Source organism: Amedibacillus sp. YH-ame6, from assembly GCF_053848845.1.
The window spans coordinates 1-22,146 of the sequence record NZ_JBSPEZ010000007.1 but is presented as its reverse complement, the minus strand read 5'-3'; the positions used below and the strand labels follow the sequence as shown (position 1 = coordinate 22,146).

Sequence of the window (22,146 nt, the reverse complement as noted above, 5' to 3'; positions counted from 1 at the left end):
CGATGACAATATTAAAAGTAAATGGACTTACCAAAAATTTCGGTGGTTTATGTGCAGTTAGCAATGTGAATATGGAAATCAATGAAAAAGAATTGATTGGTTTAATTGGACCAAATGGTGCAGGGAAAACAACGTTATTTAACTTGTTAACTGGTGTTTATGAACCAAGTGAAGGTAGTATTCAATTGAATATCGATGGTACGATGAAAGAAATTGGTGGATTAAAACCATATGTAGTTACACGCATGGGTTTGGCTAGAACCTTTCAAAACATTCGTCTATTCAAAGATTTAACAGTGTTGGATAATGTGAAAATAGCGATGCATAAAAATATCAAATATGGTACGATACAAGCTATTTTACGTACTCCAAACTTCTATAAAGAAGAACGTATCATCGAAGAACGAGCAAAAGAATTATTAAAAATTGTAAATTTATTGGATAAACATCAAGAACTTGCTAAGAATCTTCCTTATGGAGAACAACGACGTTTGGAGATTGCTAGAGCCTTAGCAACAGAACCAAAAATTCTATTTTTGGATGAACCAGCGGCAGGTATGAATCCACAGGAAACAGCAGATTTAACAAATCTTATTCATCAAATTAAAGATGAATTTAATTTGACAGTGGTACTGATTGAACATGATATGTCATTGGTTATGAAGATTTGTGAACGTATCTATGTGTTAGATTATGGTAAATGTATCGCCAATGGAATTCCAGAAGTTATTAAGAATGATAAGCGTGTCATAAAAGCATACTTAGGGGAGGATATTTAAGATGTTAGAAGTAAAAGAACTAAATGTCCATTATGGAGTTATTCATGCCTTAAAAGATGTTTCTATGGAAGTACATGAAGGTGAAGTTGTTTCCTTGATTGGTGCCAATGGAGCTGGAAAGACCACTCTTCTTCATTCTATAAGTGGACTACTAAAGAAAACCAGTGGAGATATCATCTTCCTAGGACATTCATTAAATAAAACAAGCGCAAAAAACATCGTAAAAGAAGGAATTACACATGTACCTGAAGGAAGACATATTTTCTCTGGCATGAGTGTGTATGAAAATCTTATTATGGGTGCCTATTTAAGAAAAGATAAAGATGGCATTAAAGCAGACTTAAAAGATATCTATCAACGATTCCCAATTCTAGAACAACGTAGTTCACAAGATGCATCCACACTTTCAGGTGGAGAACAACAAATGCTTGCGATGGGAAGAGCCTTGATGGCTCGACCTAAAATACTATTATTAGATGAACCTAGTATGGGATTAGCACCAATTTTGGTCAAAGAAATTTTCAATATTATCAAAGATATCAATGAGAAAGGCACTACTGTACTTCTTGTAGAACAAAATGCCAAAATGGCTTTATCCATCGCAGATCGTGGATATGTTATGGAAACTGGTAAAATTGTGATGAGTGGTACTGGTGCAGAATTGATTGAAAGCCCTGATATTCAGAAGGCTTATTTGGGAGGATAAAAACATGTACGTAAAGAACAGAATGACAAAAAATCCTGTATGTATTGATATAAATAGTAAAATCAGTGATGTCGTAGACATTATGAACGAGCGAGAACTACACCGTTTACCAGTTGTTAGTGGTAAAAAATTGGTAGGTCTTGTGACAGAAAGTATGATTTCAAAGAATGGGGCATCAAAAGCAACTAGTTTGAGCATCTATGAATTGAATTATTTACTTTCTAAAACGAGTGTAGATGCTATCATGATTAGAGACGTTATCACGATTCACGAAGATCGTTTCTTAGAAGATGCGGCATTGCTTATGTTCAAACATGACATTGGTTGTTTGCCAGTCATCAATGATAACAACGAAGTTGTTGGAATCTTAACCAGCAATGATGTATTATCTTCTTTCTTAGATATTTTAGGATATCGTGAAAGCGGAAGTCGTGTTTGTGTGGAAGTAAAAGATGAGTTAGGTACCATTGGTAAATTATCAGAGATATTCGTACGCAATAACTGTAATATCACACATTTAGGTGTTTATTCACAACATAATGGATTTGCTGATATTATCATCCGTATTGATACTTTCCAAACAGATCAACTTGAAAAAGAGTTAAATGAACATGGTTATAAAGTATTAAGTATTACAAAAAATCCAAATTAAGGTCGGTTCTATTGAACTGATCTTTTCTTATTGAACTTCAAAGATGTGCATGATAAACTCATAGTAGGTATGAATGAGAAAGAGGATATGTGTATGATAAGAGAAATTATGAAGGATCCTATGTTTTTACAAGCAAAATCTGTGGATGCGACAAGTGCAGATAAAGAGGTAATACAAGATTTATTAGATACTATTATGGCACATAAAGATCATTGTGTTGGAATGGCAGCGAATATGATAGGGGTACATAAGAACATCATTATTTTCTGGGATGATATTATGAAAGATTATCAAATCATGTTGAATCCTTCTATTATGAAAACAAGCGGTCAAAAATATGAAGTGGAAGAAGGGTGTTTATCCTTGAGTGGAGAGCGTAAGACGGTTCGTTATTCTAAGATAAAAGTGCGTTATTTTGATTGTGATATGAAAGTCAAAATTAAATCTTATGATGGGTTTACAGCTCAAATTATTCAACATGAAATCGATCACTGTAAGGGTATATTAATTTAGCGATTATATCTTTTATTGTATTGCGATTTCTGTGAAGAGAGATTATAATAAAGGTGCTGATAATGTGTACCAGTTATTTGGTACAGAAAAGGGAATGAGTTGCAGCTCATTCCCTTTTTAATACTTGGAGGTGCTGATAAATTCAGATCGGCCATAATAAACTATGTAAAGCACAATGTATTACCGCTTTAAACGGTCGATAATAAGATATGAAATCTGTAATATCAAATACAAGATACACAGTTCAAACATAGCGTCTCCTCTCTTAATAGCACGAACGTATGTTATCATACTATACCCTCCTACTATACATATACGAGAAAGATATATGAAAATCCTAAAATATAAGGAAATAAATTAAAAAGTTTATTTTGCATATTGATTATATCTTTTATAGTATTGCGATTTCTGTGAAGAGAGATTATAATAAAGATGCTGATAATGAGTACCGGTTATTTGGTACGGAAAAGGGAATGAGTAGGTGCTCATTCCCTTTCTAATACTTGGAGGTGCTGATAAATTCAGATCGGCTATAATAAACTATGTAGAGCTCAATGTATTACCGCTTTAAACGGTCGATAATAAGATATGAAATCTGTAATATCAAATACAAGATACACAGTTCAAACATAGCGTCTCCTCTCTTAATAGCACGAACGTATGTTATCATACTATACCCTCCTACTATACATATACGAGAAAGATATATGAAAATCCTAAAATAAAAGGAAATAAATTAAAAAGTTTCTTTTGCATATTGATTATATCTTTTATAGTATTGCGATTTCTGTGAAGAGAGATTATAATAAAGGTGCTGATAATGAGTACCGGTTATTTGGTACGGAAAAGGGAATGAGCTGCTACTCATTCCCTTTTTAATGCTTGGAGGTGCTGATAAATTCGGATCGGCTATAAAAAACTATGTAAAGTTCAATGTATTACCGCTTTAAACGGTTGATAATAAGATATGAAATCTGTGATTTTATGTACTTATCTATCAAGAATAAGTTCATTAAGTAAAATCAAAATTACAATCTTTTTTTCATAAAAATAAATCTCTTCAAAATCAATAGGGATATAATTATAATTACTATCATAGAAATGCTCGTGTATATGAAAGAATATAGAGCAACGCTCGTAGTCGAAATTTCAATTTTTATCCATTGGTTGAGAATTACCAAAGCTATAATTTCAAGAAGAAATGAAATACTTGCAGATAGACCAGTGATAAGGATTGCACGTTCTATGAAGAATATTCTTACTTTTCTTTTTGTCATACCTAAAGTTGTAAGCAATTCAATTTCTCTTTTATTTTTTATATTATATTGCAACAAGATGTTGTATATAATAAATAAAGTAAGTATCAAAATTGAAAAGTTGAGTACATAAACAAAGATACGAATTGCTCCTGTGTCCCTGTAAAACTGTCCTAGTTCTTCAGTGTTGTCTATTACATATATTTGATTATTCGCATTCGTTTTTGGTATGGAAGATAATTGATTTGTAATATTGATGTGATTTTCACTGTTTATTTCGAGCGTTCCGCTTACCGCAGTATCTGGATATTTCTCCAACCATTCAAGTGTCAAAGCTGGTGGAACTAAAACCATTGCTTCCTGATGATAATCCCTCATAAATTTGTCATCTTCAATGATCAAATAGTTCATAGTAAAATTATCTATTTCTTCTTGAAAAAGTGTCAAAATATGAATAGCTAGTTCGTCATTTATATTTTCATCATTCTTTCCATGAACAAAAATTGGAATATTGGTATCCTTGATTTTCTGGTTTTTAAGAAATTTATTATACGTTCCCTGATCGACTGAATAAACTGGAAATGCGGTATTGTAACCAATAATCGCATTAGCTTCTACACCATATAAAAGATTACAGGATTTTGCATTATTTATTACACATATTTTTTCTATTTCATTTGTAAAATTAGATATATCATTTTTATCCTTATTTAACAAAGTGAAACTTGCAGAGATATCTGAATCCTGTTGGATATTTGGAACCTTGGAATTTATCCAATAATCTACTATGACTTGTGTTGTTTGAAATAAAACTGAACTTACGATTAAGGTAGCAATGATAAATATAGCGTATCCAGTACGAATCATTTCTAAACAAACCATTCTAAAAGTAAGTGGTATAAATCGAAATTTTACTGTTTTGAATTTTAATTTCTTTCTCTTTTGTTGTCGATTTGTCCACAATGCAATTATGAAACAGAATAAAAATATAACAAGGGACATAAACAAAAGCGTATATAGATGATTTGTGGTTAATACAAAAGTAAAATCAAAAGACAAATTCAAGTAATTAGCAATCCATTTTCCGCCAAACATGAAAATAAGTCTCCACAATAATATGCTTAGAATTACACTCATTGAAAAGAAAAAACCGCAAACAATAATAAATTCAAAGAAAAGAGATAATATGATTTGTTTTTTTGTTGCACCAAGAGTTGATAATTGATAGAAGTAGGATTGTTTTTTCTTAATATACATACTCAAAGAATTAAAGATAAACAGAAATATACAAATATAAACCAAACCCATAAAAGCAGTGTAAAGAATTTCAAAGGAATCATTGAAATGATACTTAGCATTAATAACTCCATCATTCAATTGATAATATGGTTCCGTCATTGTTTCCGTCATGTTCATAATATGTTGCATTGACGATTGATCTTTTGCATCTGCATAAGCAGTAAATGCATCATGATTATTTTCTAAATATGTGTAAAATGTAATCGTAGGAGTGGGAATATAGTGTTGATAATATCCTGTGATTGTGAAGTTTTTTATTACATTAGACTCATCATGAAAAGCTACTATATTCCCTATTGATAAATTGGACTGTTCCATATATTTTATATCGATTAGAATTTCATGTTCATTTGTTGGATACATACCTTCAAGAATAATAATCGGAAGATAATTGAAAGTGGAAACAGCTTTAAAGTTACTTAAATGGTTTTCTATTTCGTTTGATATGGGAACATATGATAAATAGTTTTCAAACATCTTTATGTCTACATTATTGTCTATAAAAATTTCTTCTGACTCCTCAATGGACTGAGGGGGAAAAGTAAAATCCCATGCACCATAAATTTTTTGGTTCATTTGAAGGCTATAATGTGCATAAGAATCTTTAATAACATAAATTGTTGTTATCAAGCAGGTGGATAGAAATATCACGATAATGAAAGGGATAAACAAAGTTTTGTGTGATTTGATAAACTTCAGTGACAATTTGAGGATGTATTTATAATTCATCTACAATTTCTCCATCTTTCAAATTTATAATTCGGTCCGCTTGGTTTGCAACATACGAATCATGTGTGATAACAACAATAGTTTTCCCTTGCGATTTCATTTGTTTGAATATTTCCATGATATTTATGGTATTATGACTGTCAAGATTTCCGGTTGGTTCATCAGCAAGTATGATATCACAATCGGCTAACATTACTCTTGCAATTGCTACTCTTTGCTGTTGTCCACCAGATAATTCATGGATAAATGAATTTTTATATTTTTCTAAATCTAATTGTTTTAAAATAAAATCTAGATTTTTGTTATCAACTTTTTTACCATCTAGCTCTTTGCTTAACTTAATATTTTCTTCTACTGTAAGAAAAGAGATTAAATTAAAAAATTGATAAATGACGCCAATATCTTTTCTTCTTTTGGTAGTCAATTCATCATTTTTTAGTGTCTTGATGTTAACTTCATCAATAAAACAATCACCTTCATATTGTCGATCGATACCACTGATAATATTGAATAATGTAGTTTTCCCACTACCACTTGATCCGCAAATTGCCACAAAATCATTTTTATTAATATTGAAAGTTACATCATGCAAAGCAATGGTTTTATTGTCATTTTTCCCATAAACTTTTGTTAAATTTTTGACATAAATTTTGTCTTTCATAAGTATAATACCTTTCTGTCTATAATCTTGTTATATAATATATTATACGAAATTATTAGGTGTGATTACAACCTACATGTATTAGCCGTCTTTTTTAGTTTGAAAAGCACTTTTACTGCACTTATTATCTTTTATACGTTTATTGTAAAATATCCACTTTCATAATTTCATGAGACAAGACTTTGATATATAGTAAACTAAGAGTGAGTTTGTTCTCTTTTAAATTTGTAGCTGTATTATCATATTGTAATAAGAATAAAAAAAGAATACACTTAGAATAGAGAACAGGTTAGGAGAAAATTATTATGAGAAAAGAATTGGGAATGGGATATTGTGGTTTAGTGTGTGCATTTTGTAGTGAAAATGCACAATGTGTTGGTTGTAAAGAAGGTGGCTGTCCTGATAAAGAAAACTGCAAAAACTATCAGTGTTGTACTACAAAAGGATATAATTCTTGTGCTGATTGTTCACAGTTTCCTTGTGAAGATAGTATACTGTTTAAATTACGTGTGCGCACGTTTTGTAAGATTGCCAAAGAAAGTGGAGATGAAAATTTAATACAATGTATAGAAAAGAATCTTGAAAAAGGGATTATATATCATTATCCAAATCAAATTGTAGGGGATTATGATGCTTGTGAAAATGAAAGTGAAATTCGTTCGTTGTTAGAAAAAGGGAAATAGAGTTCTGTTTTATGGTGTTGAAGAATAGATCGTAAATGATGTATGAAAAGGAAATGGGTATAGCTCATTTCCTTTTTGTTTGTTTGAAATGCTAATGGATAGATTAAGTATTTGTCCATGATAGAGTGACAGATACTTGGTATTCGAAAGATTTTGTCATAAATAGAGTGTCAAACTTTAGATTTCCAAAAAAAGTAAGAAAAGGTACAATACAAGTGCAAGGAGAGAATAAAATGGAATTGATAAATGAAAATGATGTAGTGTTTGATTTAAATGTATCGACACAAAAAGAAACATTAAGAGTATTGGCAGAAATGGCATACAAAAATGGTAATGTGGATGATGGTGAAACATTTTATCAGGAATTGTGTAAACGTGAAGAAGAAAGTACGACTGGTTTTGGAAATGGAATTGCAATTCCACATGCTCGTCATGCCTGTGTGAAAAAGGCGGGAATCTTGTTTGTACGTTGTGCGCAGGATATAGAATGGAATTCCATTGATGGAGAACCTGTGCAAGCATGTGTGTGTTTAATTGCACCAGATGATAAAAATGATTTTCATCTAAAAACCTTATCTAAATTCGCAAGACGATTGATTCATGATGAGTTTGTGGATGTATTAAAGAATGCTGATAAGGAAACAGTATTAGCAGAAATCAATGAAATTATAAAGTAAAGAAAGAGAGAGAAGATTATGAGTAAACAATTGAAAATCGTTGCGATTACAAATTGTCCAGCTGGAATTGCGCATACCTATATGGTAGCAGAGGCATTTGAAAAAAGAGCAAGAGAACTAGGACATGAAATTCAAGTAGAAACACAAGGGGCATCTGGAGTAGAAAATGCATTATCACCTGCGAAGATTGCAGAAGCAGATTATGTTATCTTAGCCGTTGGTAAAGGGCTGAGTGAATCTGATCGTACACGTTTTGCGGGGAAAAAAGTAATTAACATTAAAGTGAGCGATGCCTTAAAAGAAGCAAAAACAATTTTTGATCATTTAGAGGAACGTGCAGTTTTACAAGATGGGGATGCATCAGCAAATATAAAATTAGGAAGTCAGAAAAATAATCAGGGTGGAATTATGAGCCACTTGATGGCAGGTATTTCTGCGGCACTACCATTTGTTATTGGTGGGGGTATCTTAGTTGCGATTGCGAATATAATGATGCAATGGGGAATGCCTTATACAAACTTTGAACAAGGTGGCGCAAGTTTTGCGTGGATTATAGAACAAATCGGTTATTTAGGATTCAAGTTTATGATTCCGATTATGGGAGCATATATTGCATATAGTATTGCGGATAAACCTGGGTTAGCACCTGCATTTATTATTACATACTTTGCGAATGACAATAGCATGCTCGGTACAGAATCTGGAGCAGGATTCTTTGGGGCAATCTTCTTTGGTATTAGTATTGGGTATTTCGTAAAATGGATTAAACATTACAATTATCCAAATGCAGTAAAATCATTGATGAACTTGACAGTGATTCCAGCTATTACAATATTTATCTTTGGATTATTAACATTCTATATTGTTGGACCATTCTTAGGTGGTTTAATGACGGTTATGTTGGATTTCTTGAATTCTGTTCCAGCAGAATTTAAATTACCACTTGCTTTCCTAATTGGAGCAATGTTAGCATTTGACATGGGTGGACCTGTTAATAAAATAGCTTGGTTCTTCTGTTTCTCACTGTTGTCAGAAAAGATTTACACATGGTATGCTATCGTTGGTGTTGTTGCTAGCGTTCCACCAGTAGCAGCTGGTATTGCAGCTCTTATTCGTCCAAAATACTTCTCAAAAGAAGAACATGATATGTCTTATTCAGCGATTGTGGTAGGAGCTACGGTAGCAACAGAACCAGCAATTCCTTACGCAATGGCTGATCCACTTCCAATGATTAGTGCAAATACGATTGCTGGAGGTATTACCGGTGTATTAACAATTATGTTGGGTATTGAACGTTTAGCTCCAGGTATTGGTGTATTTGATCCATTATTGGGATTAATGACACCAGGATGGGCTTTCTATGTAGCATATATCTTTGGTGTAGCATTGAATATTCTCTTAATCTTTGTTTTCAAAAACATGCGTATTAAACATGCTGAAAAGAAAGCATTAAAGACAAAATAAAACTTGCAAGAGTGTATCTTAGGATACACTTCTTGCCATATGAAAAGGAGTGAGTCTTATGATCTATGACTTTGATAAAATCATTGATCGTTTGGGGACCTATAGCACACAGTGGGACTATATAGAAGATCGATTTGGAAGAAAGGATTTATTGCCTTTTTCCATATCAGATACAGATTTCGAAGTACCATCTGTTGTGATAGAAGATTTACAAACTTGTATACAACATTCTGTTTTTGGGTATACAAGATGGAATCATGATGATTTTAAAATGCCAATTGTTCATCATTTTCTTAATCGAGGGAATACTCATATAGAAAAGGATTGGATTTTATATAGTCCTAGTGTTATGTATAGTGTTTCTGTGTTATTACGTTTCGTAAGTGAGGTAAACGATGGAGTACTTGTGTTTGATCCTATGTATGATGCTTTCATAAATGTGATAGAGAAAAATGGAAGAAGATTACTTCCCTGTGCATTGTGTAGGGATTATCATTTTTCTATTGATTGGGAAGATTTTGAACACAAGGCTAAACAAGCTAAGGTATTTCTTCTTTGTTCTCCACATAATCCAACAGGTCGCGTGTTTACACTAGAAGAGCATAAGAAGATGATTTCCATATGTAAAGCACACAAAGTTTTTATTATCAGCGATGAAATCCATAGTGATGTTGTATTGCATGGGTCAAAGCATGTTCCAATTCTTCATTTTTATCAGGAGTATGATAAAATGGCTCTTGTATCAAGTTCTTCAAAGACATTCAATACACCTGCTTTAGGTGGATCTTATGCTATGGTACCTAATAAGGATTTATATGATTCTTTTTTACTACAGACAAGACAAAAAGATTTTGTAAACTCTGCTAATATAATGGGGATGAAGGCACTCATGTGTGCATATCAAAATGCTCAAGATTATATCGATCAATTGATTTCTTATATTGAAGGCAATATGAAAATGATAGAAGATTTTATGAAGAAAGAATTTCCAATGATTCAGTTCTGTTGTCCTCAAGCTACTTATCTTGCATGGATTGATGTACGTGAACTTCCTTATTCATCAGCGAGCATTCAAAAAGCTCTTGTAGAAGTTGGTAAGGTAGGCATCATGGCTGGAGAAGTGTATGGGGAAAATGGGAAAGGGTATTTACGACTAAATGCAGGTTGCCCTAGAAGTAAACTCGAAGAGGGATTAGAGCGCTTCAAAAAAGCAATGCTTGCATTAAATGAGGGAATTATATGCTAAATGAACGCCAGTACCTGATTATGGACTTGTTAGTAAAGACTAATAAATCCATCAATACAGAAGATATTTCTAAAATTGTTGTGAAATCAAAGCGTACGATTATGCGTGATCTTTCTAGTATCAAGTTATTTCTAGAAGCAAATCATATTGGAGAATTAATCTCTAGTGTCGAACGTCAGGGATACCGTATTAAAATTGATGATGAAGCAAAATATGAAGACTATATGAAGAAAAGCATTCGTGATGAAGAATTGATCTTATATGAACTCATCAATGAAGAATATGTTACAATAGAACGACTTTCTGATCTTCTTTATGTTTCTAAAATAACCGCATCAGAAAAGATGAATGTTATTAAAGAAAACTACGGAGATATTTTACAAATTGAAATTTCTCATAAAGGACATCATTTAAAAGAACCACTTTATAAAAAATGTGTACTTGTAAGTAATTTGATTGATCAAAATACAAAATATTATTTAGACAAAGCAGAAATCGATATTCACTCTTATGATCTATTATCTTCACAAATAGAGCATTCTTCTGTTATTAATGAATATTTTCCAAATGTCTTACCTCAACAAATAGCGAATATTTTTATTGCGGCTTTATTGATGCAATATGTCAAAGATGAAGATAGCAATGAAGACTTCAAAAGCTTATATACCAACAGTGGAATACAACCAACTAGACAAGCCATTTATATTTTAAATCAAATTAGTGATCATTGTATCGAAATGAATCTAAGTTTGACAGACAAGCAAATACAACAAGCATTGTCGATGATTGAAGAAGAAAATTCTATACGTTTTGAGGAAGAAGAACTGAAAAACCAGTTGTATCTACACTTAAAACGCATTTTGTGTTACTCCAGTTATGTACGGACAAAAGAAATTCACAACATCGCAAATATCAAAGCTTTATATCCATTCTCCTTTGATTTGAGTATTTTGTTTATTAATTTAATGCAAAAACTGTATGGGTATCAAATCCCTAATCGTGATTTAATTGGACTTTATTTTGCGGTTAGTATGGATAAGAGAAAGAAGAAAAAACACGCTATATATGTTTATTCTAATATGAATTCCATTGCAAGTATCAACAAGCAATTGTTAGAGGCAAGTCTTAGTAACTGTGAAGTTATGATTGTAGATCATCTTGATGAACAACAGGTAGAAGATGCGACTTTGATTATCAACGGTACACAAGAAACAGTAGCCCATGTGGAACAAGTTTATTGTACTGAAAGTATTTTAAGTGATAAAGATATCGTAGAGATACGTAACCTCATTGAGAATATTTCAATCAATAAAAATATTCGAAGTGTATTTCCTAAAGAATATAGCTTTACATATGAGGTGAAAGAAAAGGAACATTGGGATGAAGTTATACGTAATATTACACAACGTTTAGCAACTTCTCTTGTTATCTCATCACAAGAAGCCACACGTATCCTTGAAAGAGAAAGGAGCGGAAACTCGTTGATTATTGGAAACTATTCCATCCCACATTGTATAAGTAACAAGGAAGATTTTTGTTTATCCATTTATGTTCATTTAAGCAAACCAGTATTCGTAGAAAGTAGCACTGTATCCCATGTACTTATTACGTTAATGAACCCTTCTATGAATAACAACCTAAATATATTTAAATATTTATATCGTTACTTGAATAATCATGAGCAAGAATTGCAAAACATTACTTCTTATGAAGAATTTGTGCAATTTATCTAGAGGTTGTTATGAAAAACGAAGTTATAGAAACGTTCTTAGATTTGGTTGAAATAAGTTCTCCATCACGAAAAGAGCGAGTACTTGCGGATTATATAAAAGATAGATTACAAGCGATTGATGTTGAAATTATGGAAGATGACTGTGCTAAGAAAATTAATGGAAATTGTGGCAATTTGATTGTGCATATAATAGGGAATGGAAAACCAATTCTATTTGATGCTCATATGGATACCGTTATGCCATGTGAAGAGATACACCCTAGAATAAGCCATGATTGTATTTCATCTGATGGAACGAGTATATTAGGAGCTGATGATAAAGTTGGTATTGCCACAATGCTCTGCTTGATTGAAACCATTAAAAAAGAAAACATTCCTCATCCAGAATTGTTCTTTGTGTTTAGTGTTTGCGAAGAAGATGGATTACAAGGAGTTAAGCATATCGATAAACGTCTATTTAAGGATGTTGCATGTGCTTATGTATTGGATGGTGAAGGTGTTGTTGGGACAGTGGTCGATAGAACTCCACACGGATGTAAAGGGACCTTGTCTGTGATTGGTAAAGAAGCACATGCGGGTGTATGTCCAGAGCAAGGAATTAATGCTTTGAAAGTTGCAAGTGAAGCCATAGCAAAACTTCCAATGGGACGAATCCATCCATACTTAACATCAAACATCGGTAAAATAGAGGGTGGAACTGCACGTAATGTTGTAATGGGAAAGGTATCAATGGAGTTTGAAGCAAGGGGATATCATCGAAAAGAATTAGAAGAATATGTCACGTATGTAAAAAGAACATTTCATGAAGTATGCGATCAATATCATGCACAGTTTGAAGAAGATATACAATTTGGAACACCAGGGTATACCATAGAGGAAGATGACACGTTGTGGGATGAGTTTGAACAAATTTGTAAACGATGTGGAAAGACGATGATAAAGGAATCGTGTGGCGGAGGAAGTAATGCGAATGTATATCGAATGCATGGCATTAAATCTCTTTGTTTGGGTACCAATATGAAAGAAGTCCATTCTCTTAATGAGCATATAGGGGTACAGGATATCATCGATCTTTATAAATTGTTGTTGAGTATCTGTAGGTATAAAGCTACGTAGTACTAATATTGTGATGATATAGTTTGTAACCTAGTCAAAATACGTTGTATAATAAAGACAACAAAAGGAGGGTATTATGGATAATTTTGTATATTCGATTCCGACCACTATTTATTTTGGTGAGGGACAGGTTAAACATATTGGGGAGATTGTTTCTCAGTATGGAAAAAAGGTTTTGATTGTATATGGTGGAGGTAGTATCAAACGTAATGGACTTTATGATGAAGTTACAGGTATATTGAAAGGAATGGGAATTACCTATCATGAGCTATCTGGTGTAGAACCAAACCCTAGACTTACTACGGTGAAAAAAGGGGTTGAGATTTGTCGTAAGGAACAGATTGATGTTGTGTTGCCAATTGGTGGAGGTTCTACTATTGATTGTGCAAAGGTAATTGCTGGAGCTGTTACATATGCTGGTGATCCATGGGACATTGTATTGGACGCAACAAAAGTGAAGAGTGTTTTACCAATTGTTACCATTCTTACACTTTCCGCAACTGGTACTGAAATGGATACATTTGCTGTTATTAGTAATATGGAAACAAACGATAAAATAGGAACAGGACATGAAGGAATGCGTCCAAAAGCATCGATTCTTGATCCTACATATACGTTCAGTGTTCCTGCAAACCAAACAGCAGCAGGAACTGCCGATATCATGTCTCATATATTTGAAAGTTATTTTTCAAATATTCCAAGCTATATGTTGGACCGCAGTGCAGAAGCATTGTTGAAGACATGCATCAAATATGGTGTAATTGCGATCAAGGAACCAAATAACTATGAAGCACGAGCAAACCTAATGTGGGCTAGTAGTTGGGCAATTAACGACTTTATCAAACTTGGAAAACCAGTAGCTTGGAGTGTTCATCCTATGGAACATCAACTAAGCGCTTATTATGATATTACACACGGTGTAGGGTTAGCAATTCTTACTCCACACTGGATGGAATATGTATTGAATGATGAAACTGTTGAAAAATTTAAAGAGTATGGTGTAAATGTTTGGGGAATCGATGAAACTAAAGATCCTTTTGAAATTGCACATGAAGCTATTCAAAAAACAAAAGAGTATTTTGTAGAGATGGGTATACCAACCACACTTCGTGAAGTCGGTATTATGGATGAAGAATTCTTCGAAGTGATGGCAGAAAAAGCAAGTGCTGGTTTAGAAGCGGCGTATGTACCATTAACAAAAGAAGCTATCATAGAAATTTATAGAAAAGCTTTATAAGCGGGAATTCCCCGCTTTTTATATATAAAGAATGTATAAATTCCAATTCTTGTGACTGTACCTTTACCTATAGATATGGTATAGTAAATACAATTTAAAGCGAGGGATACAGATGAAAAAATTATATTCATTTTTGATACCGGCATATGTTATTGTGATTGCGGTTATGTACTATGTGATGTTGCCACCAATGAATTGGCACGCACCAGAATTTTGGAGTTTTTTGGTTTTCTCAGTAGGACTTTTGTTGGTCGTATTGATCTTTCTATCTTTTACCAAACGGAATTTGGATCAAGTGGTCAATGTGTCCTTGCAAAGTTTGTTTAAGAAGAAAGCAAAGACTCAAGTTCATTTAACAAAAGAAGATCAGATGTGGTCAAAGATATGTAAAATTTGTATAGGATTAATTGTGGTTATAATTGGGTTCCCAGTGATTTCTACCGCAATCTCTTCTAGACTATTTAATGCACAAGAATATTCTGAACGTATTAAAATCAAAGATGTAGATTTTAAAGAAATACCAGAAGTAGATTTTGAGAAGACTCCAATTATTGATCGTGATAGCTCTATTCGCTTAGGGGATAAAGTTATGGGAAACATGACAGAGTGGGTTTCTCAGTTTGATGTAAGTACGGAATATACACAAGTATCTTATGAAGATAGTGTGTATCGTGTAACACCTCTTACTTACAATGGATTTATCAAATATTTTAGAAATAAAGATGGTGGTATTCCTGCCTATATTACAGTGGATAGTACGGATGGTGCTACCAAACTTGTAAAACTAAAAGACTTAGGGTTGAAGGGCATGAAATACGTACCTTCTGCTTATTTTAATGAGAATTTAAATCGTCATTTACGTTTTGCATATCCTACAGAAATCTTTGGTTCACCTTCATTTGAGATCGATGAAAAAGGACGTCCTTGGTATATATGTACAACCTATACTTACAAAGGTGTAGGAAACAAAAAGAGTGTAACAGGAGCTATTTTCCTTGATCCAATCACTGGGAAAAGTAAGAAATACGATACTGGAAAGATACCTACTTGGGCAGATCGTGTATTCCCAGAGGATATGATTGTAGAAGAACTGGATGATAATGGAAAATTACAAGATGGCTATTGGAACTCAGTATTTGGACAAAATGGTGTAACACAAACTTCAGAAGGATATAACTATCTTGAAAAAGAAGGCGATATCTGGTTGTATACAGGAATTACTTCAGCGAATGCAGATGAATCAAATGTTGGATTTGCATTGGTAAATTTACGTACACATGAAGCTATGAAGATAAAGACTGCAGGTGCTAATGAAATGAGCGCGATGAAGAGTGCAGAATCAGAAGTTAAGAACTATGGTTATGCATCTACCTTCCCATTGTTAATCAACATCAAAGGAAATCCAATCTATCTAATGTCTTTAAAAGATAATGGATTGATTAAGATGTATGCGGCGGTATCTGCGATTGATTATCAAAAAGTTGCGACGGTATATAGTGATGAAGGATTGGATTTATTATCTAAGAAAATGTTAAACATTCTAGGGAACAGTGGAGAAGAGGTAAGTAAAGAAAGTTTGAAGACTTCTGAAATTACAGTTTCTAATATAGAGAAGTTAAACGTAGATGGAAATACAATCTATTATATACGAGGCAGTGATAACAATGCGTATAAGATTCCATTTGCTACAAAATATGAAAATGAATTAGCGTTCTTGAAAATAGGCGATGTATTAAATATCACGTATATCGATACAGAAGGCGTGAAAACGATTAAAGATATCAAACAATAAGGAAAAGCGAGGTCAATTGTGATCTCGTTTTTTTTATATTTGGGTAGTAACTTAGACGTATTTTGTAAAATAAAAATTAGGTTTTCATATCTCCTCTTCGAAGAGGAAATTTCTTGTTTTATCAAATGTAATAATTTCGTTATAGTATAGGTGAAAGGAAGGGATATCATGAATTATGAAGAAATATCATTCCAACTGATATTGCACAGTGGAAATGCAAGAAGTCTTGCTCATGAAGCATTATCAGATGTGAAAGAAGACAAGGTAGAAATCGCAAAAGAAAAACTAAAAGAAGCAAAGGAGGAACTGTTACAGTCTCAAAAACTGCATGCACAAATGCTAAGAGAAATGGCAAATGATGTGGAAATTAAAATTAATTTATTGTTGATTCACGCCGAGGATCATGTGGCAAGTTCAGATTGTGTTCTTATGATGGCAAATGAAGTAGTTGGTATTTATGAAAGGTTTGGTAAAACACATGGATAAAAAATTTTTATGGGGAGGAGCAAGTGCTTCCTATCAATGTGAAGGTGCTTGGAATGAAGATGATAAAGCAGAAAGTATGTGGGATCACTATTTACATCTTGAAAATCTAGAAAATGGAGATATTGCAAGTGATCATTATCATCGTTTTGAAGAAGATATTAAAATGATGGCAGAAGGTGGACAAAATACATATCGATTCTCTCTGTCATGGCCAAGAATTATTAAGAATAGAGAAGGGGATGTAAACGAAAAGGGAATCGCTTTCTATCATAGGATGTTGGATGCTTGTCATACCTATGGAATTACACCCTTTGTGACAATTTATCACTGGGACTTACCGCAGTATTGGGAAGAAACTGGTGGATGGTTAAATGAAGAAGTTTGTTATGCTTATCAACATTATGCAAAGGTATGCTTTGAAAACTTTAAAGATAAGATTTTACATTGGGTAACATTCAATGAACCTAAGTGGTTTACAGCAAGTGGATATCTTATTGGGAATTATCCCCCAGCACATCAAAACCCACAAGAGATGATTTGTGCAGCGTATCATGTGATGTATGCGAGTGCATTGGGTGTGCAAGCCTTTAGAGAAGGTGGATATCCTGGAGAAATTGGTATCGTACATAGCTTTACACCAGTCAATGGGATTGACGATAGCGTAGAAACAAGAATTGCAATGCGTTATGCGGATAATTATTGCAATAATTGGATTTTAGACACTGCCGCAAAAGGTGAAATTCCAATTGATTTATTAACAGCATTATCAAAGAAGTTTGATTTAAGTATGATAAAAACTGAGCATTTAAAGGTGATTAAGGAAAACACAGTAGACTTTTTAGGGTTGAACTATTACTCTAGAACACTAGTAAAACCTTATACAGATGGAGAAACCGTATTTATCATAAATCATGCTGGTAAAGAAGGAAAAGGACAGAGTAAGGTAGTATTAAAAGGATGGTTTGAACAAATCTTAAATGATCCTAATATGACTTATACAGAATGGGATACAGAAATCTATCCAAAAGGTTTGCAAGAAGGATTGTTAGAAGTTCATGAAAAATACCATCTGCCAATTTATATTACAGAAAATGGTGTTGGAGTAGCAGAAGATGTAAGTGTTGAAGAGGTACAAGATGATTATCGTATTAGCTTTATGAATGATCATATCAATGCGATGATGAATGCAATGGATCAAGGTGTAGATATCCGTGGTTATTATGCTTGGAGCTCTTTTGATTTATACTCATGGAAGAATGGATGTAAAAAACGTTATGGTCTAGTTGCAATAGATTTTGATTCAGAACTTGTGAGAAAGCCAAAGAAAAGTTATCATTGGTATAAAGAGATGATTGAAAGCAATGCGAAGTTGATTAAAAGAGTCGACTTGTAGGAGGAAATTGTTATGAAAAAAATTATGTTAGTATGTAATGCTGGGATGTCTACAGGAATGTTAGCAAAACGTATTGAAGAAGCAAGTGGTGGTGAATTAGAAGTGAAAGCTTATGGAGAGGCTGAATATTTGGATTATATCGAAGGCGTTGAATTGATCCTTGTTGGTCCACAAATTCGTCATTTACTACCAGATATTAAAGCATCTGTATCCATTCCAGTGGAAGCCATTGCACCACAACACTATGGAATTATGAATGGGAAAGCAGTATATCAAGATATTTTAAAAATTCTTAAATAAAGAAAGGGAAGGTTTTGAAGTATGAATTTTAATACAATTAACGCGAAGATGGAGAAACATATTCTTCCTCTTGCGAATAAAATGAGTTCACAGCGTCATTTGAAAGCGATTAGAGATGCATTTATATCTTTGTTGCCAATTACATTAATGGGAGGACTTGCGGCTGTTGTTGGGGCAGCCCCAGTAACAGAGTCAACAACCAATGGGTTCTTGTTGGCATGGGCAAAATTTGTAGCTGATAACAATATGTTGTTGTCTTGGATCAACGCATTAACATTAGGAGCGATGGCACTCTATATTTGTATAGGTATTACAAACTTCTTGTGCAAACACTATAAAATTGATCCATTTTTACCGATTTTATTAGCGACAGCAGGATTCTTAATGGTATGTGTTGCGCCAATTGAATTAGGTTGGGCTGGAAAAAGTGTAGAAATTTCTTATTTGGATGGAAAAGGTTTGATTCCAGCAATCGCAATTAGTATATTTACTGTTGAAGCTTATCAATTCATGAGAAAACGTAATTGGGGAAGAATCAAACTTCCTGATAGTGTACCTGCATCCTTATCAGAAACATTTGCTTCCTTATTACCAGGCGTTTTAATACTGACAGTATTTATCGCAATCTTCGCAATCTTCAATGCAGCAAATACAACTTTACCAGGTTTCATTTATCAAATGTTGGCACCAGCATTTAATGCAGCAGATTCTATGCCGTTTGCTATCATTGCAACATTACTAATACATCTATTCTGGTTCTTTGGAGTACATGATGCAGCACTTGCTGGAATTTTAGGACCTGTTCGTGATGGAGGCTTATCCTTAAATGCAGCTGCTCAAGCAGCAGGAAAAGCATTGCCAAATGTATTCACGACTCCATTCTGGGTTTACTTCGTCGTTATCGGGGGATGCGGTGCTTGTTTGGCATTAGCAATTCTATTAGTACGTTCAAAATCAAAACAATTAAAGACGGTTGGACGTGTAGGTATTGTACCAGCATTCTTCAATATTTCTGAACCTATCATCTTTGGAGTTCCATTGATGTTAAATCCAATTTTCTTAATTCCATTCTTATTTACTTCTACGTTAAATGCGGTCATTGCATATGCTTGTATGGACTCAGGCTTGATTGGAAGATCGTTTGCCATGTTGTCATGGAATATGCCAAGTGTATTTGGAGCATTCTTGTCGACAATGGATTGGCGAGCAGTTGTACTAGTAGTTCTGTTGATTTTAATGGATATACTTATTTACTATCCATTCTTCAAAATACAAGAACGTCAACTTGTTGCGCTTGAAAATGAGGAAGAAGAAGTAAAAGAAATCGAATAATTGAAAAGGTGGGAAACTCTTCCCATTTTTTCGCATATCACATATACTTAAGGTATCATCACCTTTGCATAGGAATGAGGTAGAGATAATATGAAAGATTTAAGCAAACGTCATTTGGAACTATTGAAAATCTTACGTAGTGAGGAGGTTATGACTTCTCAAGAATTGGGTATGAAACTACATGTTTCATCGAAGACAATACGTAATGAAATTAAAGTATTGAACAGTTTGTTTTCAACTCCTTGTATCATAGCGAATAAAGGGAGTGGCTACAGTATTGTAAAAGATCATGAAGTTTATAATTCTTTAGCACAAAATCATAAGGATGTTGAATTACACCGTAATTTTAAAGTTTTAAAATATTTATTAACCAATACAAGCGTTAATTTTTATGATTTGGCAGAGGCATTATATATTAGTGAAACAACGCTACAAAATAGCGTTGTAGAGTTAAATGAAATCATCGCAAAACGAAATATATCCGTACAAATTAGACGTACAAACAATGAAGTCTACTTTGATGGTAGTGAAGAGGCAAGAAGACAAGCATCCACGTATTTTCTCATGCATGAAATCAATGAATATAATTTTGATTTAAATAATTACACTCACTTTTTCCATACCTTTGACCTAACAAAACTAAAACACTACATTCTAACATTTGATCGTGATCATGATGTAAAGATGAAAGATTTTGAGACGATATCTTTTGTAATGCATGTAGCAATTATGCTAGAACGTATCCTACAAGGAAATGAAATCTTACCTGTTGAGAATGCAAAACCAGATGATCGACATATGGAACTAGCAAAGGAGTTCGCAAAGGGCCTTGTTGAAGTAATTGATGTCGCTTTATCAAATACAGAGCTTTCCTATTTAGCATGTTTATTTGCAGGGAAATTACCAGTAATAGATACAGAAGAATTAGCAGATATGCGTTTATTCATCGATGATATCATTGCCCAAATTCAAACAAATTATGATGTAGATTTAAACCATGATTTAGAGTTTCGAAACAATTTTCTAATTCATCTGATGGGACTTAAAAATCGTATTGATAATCAGACATTCTTAAATAACCCTCTGATTGCGGATATCAAACAGAATTTTGTATTGGTGTATGATATTAGTGTATTCATTGCGATGAAAATTCAAGAACGTTTTGATACAAGTTTGTTAGAGGATGAAATTGGATATATTACCCTACATCTCATGGGGTCTTTGGTTAGAATGCATACTTCTAGTTGCCGTAGAGTTGTTGTTTTGTCTCCTTTAGGTGAAGCGGGGAATGGATATTTACGCAGTAAATTAACAAACGTGCATGATTTGACAATAGAACTGTGTGCAATTTTATCCATGTTTGATACGAAAAAGATTGCGGAAATCCAACCAGATTTAATTATTAGTTTTTTTAAAGAACCAAGCGATGTTAAGTATCCAGTCTATGTTTGTGATGGACTATTAAGTGATGGAGATTTAGAAAAAATATATCAGATTCTAAAAAAACAAAATCATACAGATGATGCGTCGAATTTCTTTTCTCAACAATTGTTTTTTCCAAATGTACAAGCCAACAAAAAGGAAGAAGTTATTCAGTTGCTTTGCGATACATTGTATGAACAAGGGTATGTTGAAAAGGATTATGAAAATTATGTTTTGAAACGAGAACAGACAGCACCAACTGCGTATGGAAATATGTTCGCGATACCTCATCCAATTGAGAAAAAAGCAAATAAGAATATGGTGGCAGTTGCGATATTGAACAAACCTATCATGTGGAGTGAACAAAAAGTGAGACTCGTGTTTTTGTTCTCATTATCAAAAGAGCGAGATGAGGCATTTGATAAGTTATTCGAACAACTCGTGGGTTTATTGAATGATGAAAATAAAGTAAAACAGTTAATCAAAATGGATACTTTTACATCCTTTATCACAACCTTTATGTCTTCTATATAAAAAGCAGCTTTATCGCCAATGTCATTAAGTTAAGGGATAGGAGAATTCGTAAAAGAGCTCCTATTTTTTATTCTGCTTATTTTCAAAATATATGTTGACATTTTTTTCGAAATCGGACGCTTCGCTACTCTCAGCGT

The 22,146-nt window shown here is 33.3% G+C and carries 19 protein-coding genes; 17 read left to right on the top strand and 2 right to left on the bottom strand.

Features of this window, described 5'->3' with window-relative positions:
- The first annotated feature begins 2 nt into the window (after positions 1-2).
- The 4 genes from ACWG0P_RS06530 (at position 3) to ACWG0P_RS06515 (ending at position 2,650) form a co-directional block, all read left to right on the top strand.
- A complete protein-coding gene (locus ACWG0P_RS06530; RefSeq protein ID WP_455793031.1) occupies positions 3-779 on the top strand; it encodes an ABC transporter ATP-binding protein in 777 nt (258 codons plus the stop codon).
- A gap of 1 nt (position 780) precedes the next feature.
- Positions 781-1,485, top strand: coding sequence for an ABC transporter ATP-binding protein (locus ACWG0P_RS06525; RefSeq protein WP_455793032.1), 705 nt, complete (start codon positions 781-783; stop codon positions 1,483-1,485).
- 4 nt (positions 1,486-1,489) lie between these two features.
- Positions 1,490-2,137: a CBS and ACT domain-containing protein gene (locus tag ACWG0P_RS06520; protein ID WP_455793033.1), complete on the top strand. Its 648-nt coding sequence runs from the start codon at positions 1,490-1,492 to the stop codon at positions 2,135-2,137.
- 93 nt (positions 2,138-2,230) lie between these two features.
- The gene (locus tag ACWG0P_RS06515) at positions 2,231-2,650 is read left to right on the top strand and encodes a peptide deformylase (protein WP_455793034.1); all 420 of its coding nucleotides are present in this window, start codon (positions 2,231-2,233) and stop codon (positions 2,648-2,650) included.
- A gap of 1,028 nt (positions 2,651-3,678) precedes the next feature.
- Here the strand turns inward: ACWG0P_RS06515 and ACWG0P_RS06510 are convergent.
- Both ACWG0P_RS06510 and ACWG0P_RS06505 read right to left on the bottom strand, forming a co-directional pair.
- The gene (locus ACWG0P_RS06510; RefSeq protein ID WP_455801029.1) at positions 3,679-5,781 is read right to left on the bottom strand and encodes an FtsX-like permease family protein; all 2,103 of its coding nucleotides are present in this window, start codon (positions 5,779-5,781) and stop codon (positions 3,679-3,681) included.
- A gap of 142 nt (positions 5,782-5,923) precedes the next feature.
- Positions 5,924-6,595 carry an ABC transporter ATP-binding protein gene (locus ACWG0P_RS06505; RefSeq protein WP_455801028.1) on the bottom strand — a complete coding sequence of 224 codons (672 nt, stop codon included), beginning with the start codon at positions 6,593-6,595 and terminating at the stop codon, positions 5,924-5,926.
- A gap of 305 nt (positions 6,596-6,900) precedes the next feature.
- On the opposite strand from ACWG0P_RS06505, the gene ACWG0P_RS06500 reads away from it, so the two are divergent.
- The 13 genes from ACWG0P_RS06500 to ACWG0P_RS06440 all read left to right on the top strand — a co-directional run bounded on the left by ACWG0P_RS06500 (position 6,901) and on the right by ACWG0P_RS06440 (position 22,009).
- Complete coding sequence (locus ACWG0P_RS06500) at positions 6,901-7,278, top strand: DUF3795 domain-containing protein (RefSeq protein ID WP_455793256.1); 378 nt, start codon at positions 6,901-6,903, stop codon at positions 7,276-7,278.
- Between the two features lie 233 nt (positions 7,279-7,511).
- A complete protein-coding gene (locus ACWG0P_RS06495) occupies positions 7,512-7,955 on the top strand; it encodes a PTS fructose transporter subunit IIA (RefSeq protein WP_455801027.1) in 444 nt (147 codons plus the stop codon).
- Positions 7,956-7,973: 18 nt separating this feature from the next.
- Positions 7,974-9,419: a fructose-specific PTS transporter subunit EIIC gene (locus tag ACWG0P_RS06490; protein ID WP_455793254.1), complete on the top strand. Its 1,446-nt coding sequence runs from the start codon at positions 7,974-7,976 to the stop codon at positions 9,417-9,419.
- Positions 9,420-9,477: 58 nt separating this feature from the next.
- Positions 9,478-10,665 (top strand): MalY/PatB family protein, encoded by a 1,188-nt coding sequence (locus ACWG0P_RS06485; RefSeq protein ID WP_455801026.1) that lies wholly within the window; start codon positions 9,478-9,480, stop codon positions 10,663-10,665.
- A complete protein-coding gene (locus tag ACWG0P_RS06480; RefSeq protein WP_455801025.1) occupies positions 10,659-12,398 on the top strand; it encodes a PTS sugar transporter subunit IIA in 1,740 nt (579 codons plus the stop codon). Before ACWG0P_RS06485 ends, ACWG0P_RS06480 begins: the two co-directional genes overlap by 7 nt.
- 8 nt (positions 12,399-12,406) lie before the next feature.
- Positions 12,407-13,513: a M20/M25/M40 family metallo-hydrolase gene (locus tag ACWG0P_RS06475; protein ID WP_455801024.1), complete on the top strand. Its 1,107-nt coding sequence runs from the start codon at positions 12,407-12,409 to the stop codon at positions 13,511-13,513.
- Between the two features lie 76 nt (positions 13,514-13,589).
- Positions 13,590-14,750, top strand: a complete 1,161-nt coding sequence (locus ACWG0P_RS06470; RefSeq protein ID WP_455801023.1) for an iron-containing alcohol dehydrogenase — start codon at positions 13,590-13,592, stop codon at positions 14,748-14,750.
- A gap of 112 nt (positions 14,751-14,862) precedes the next feature.
- Positions 14,863-16,542: a hypothetical protein gene (locus ACWG0P_RS06465; protein WP_455801022.1), complete on the top strand. Its 1,680-nt coding sequence runs from the start codon at positions 14,863-14,865 to the stop codon at positions 16,540-16,542.
- 168 nt (positions 16,543-16,710) lie between these two features.
- Positions 16,711-17,028, top strand: a complete 318-nt coding sequence (locus ACWG0P_RS06460; protein ID WP_455793113.1) for a PTS lactose/cellobiose transporter subunit IIA — start codon at positions 16,711-16,713, stop codon at positions 17,026-17,028.
- On the top strand, positions 17,021-18,421 hold the full coding sequence (locus ACWG0P_RS06455; RefSeq protein ID WP_455801021.1) for a glycoside hydrolase family 1 protein: 1,401 nt from the start codon (positions 17,021-17,023) through the stop codon (positions 18,419-18,421). The genes ACWG0P_RS06460 and ACWG0P_RS06455 overlap by 8 nt, the downstream gene beginning before the upstream one ends.
- 12 nt (positions 18,422-18,433) lie before the next feature.
- Positions 18,434-18,721 carry a PTS sugar transporter subunit IIB gene (locus ACWG0P_RS06450; RefSeq protein WP_455793111.1) on the top strand — a complete coding sequence of 96 codons (288 nt, stop codon included), beginning with the start codon at positions 18,434-18,436 and terminating at the stop codon, positions 18,719-18,721.
- Positions 18,722-18,742: 21 nt separating this feature from the next.
- Positions 18,743-20,053 (top strand): PTS sugar transporter subunit IIC, encoded by a 1,311-nt coding sequence (locus tag ACWG0P_RS06445; RefSeq protein WP_455801020.1) that lies wholly within the window; start codon positions 18,743-18,745, stop codon positions 20,051-20,053.
- 90 nt (positions 20,054-20,143) lie between these two features.
- Positions 20,144-22,009: a BglG family transcription antiterminator gene (locus tag ACWG0P_RS06440; protein WP_455801019.1), complete on the top strand. Its 1,866-nt coding sequence runs from the start codon at positions 20,144-20,146 to the stop codon at positions 22,007-22,009.
- Positions 22,010-22,146 lie beyond the last annotated feature (137 nt).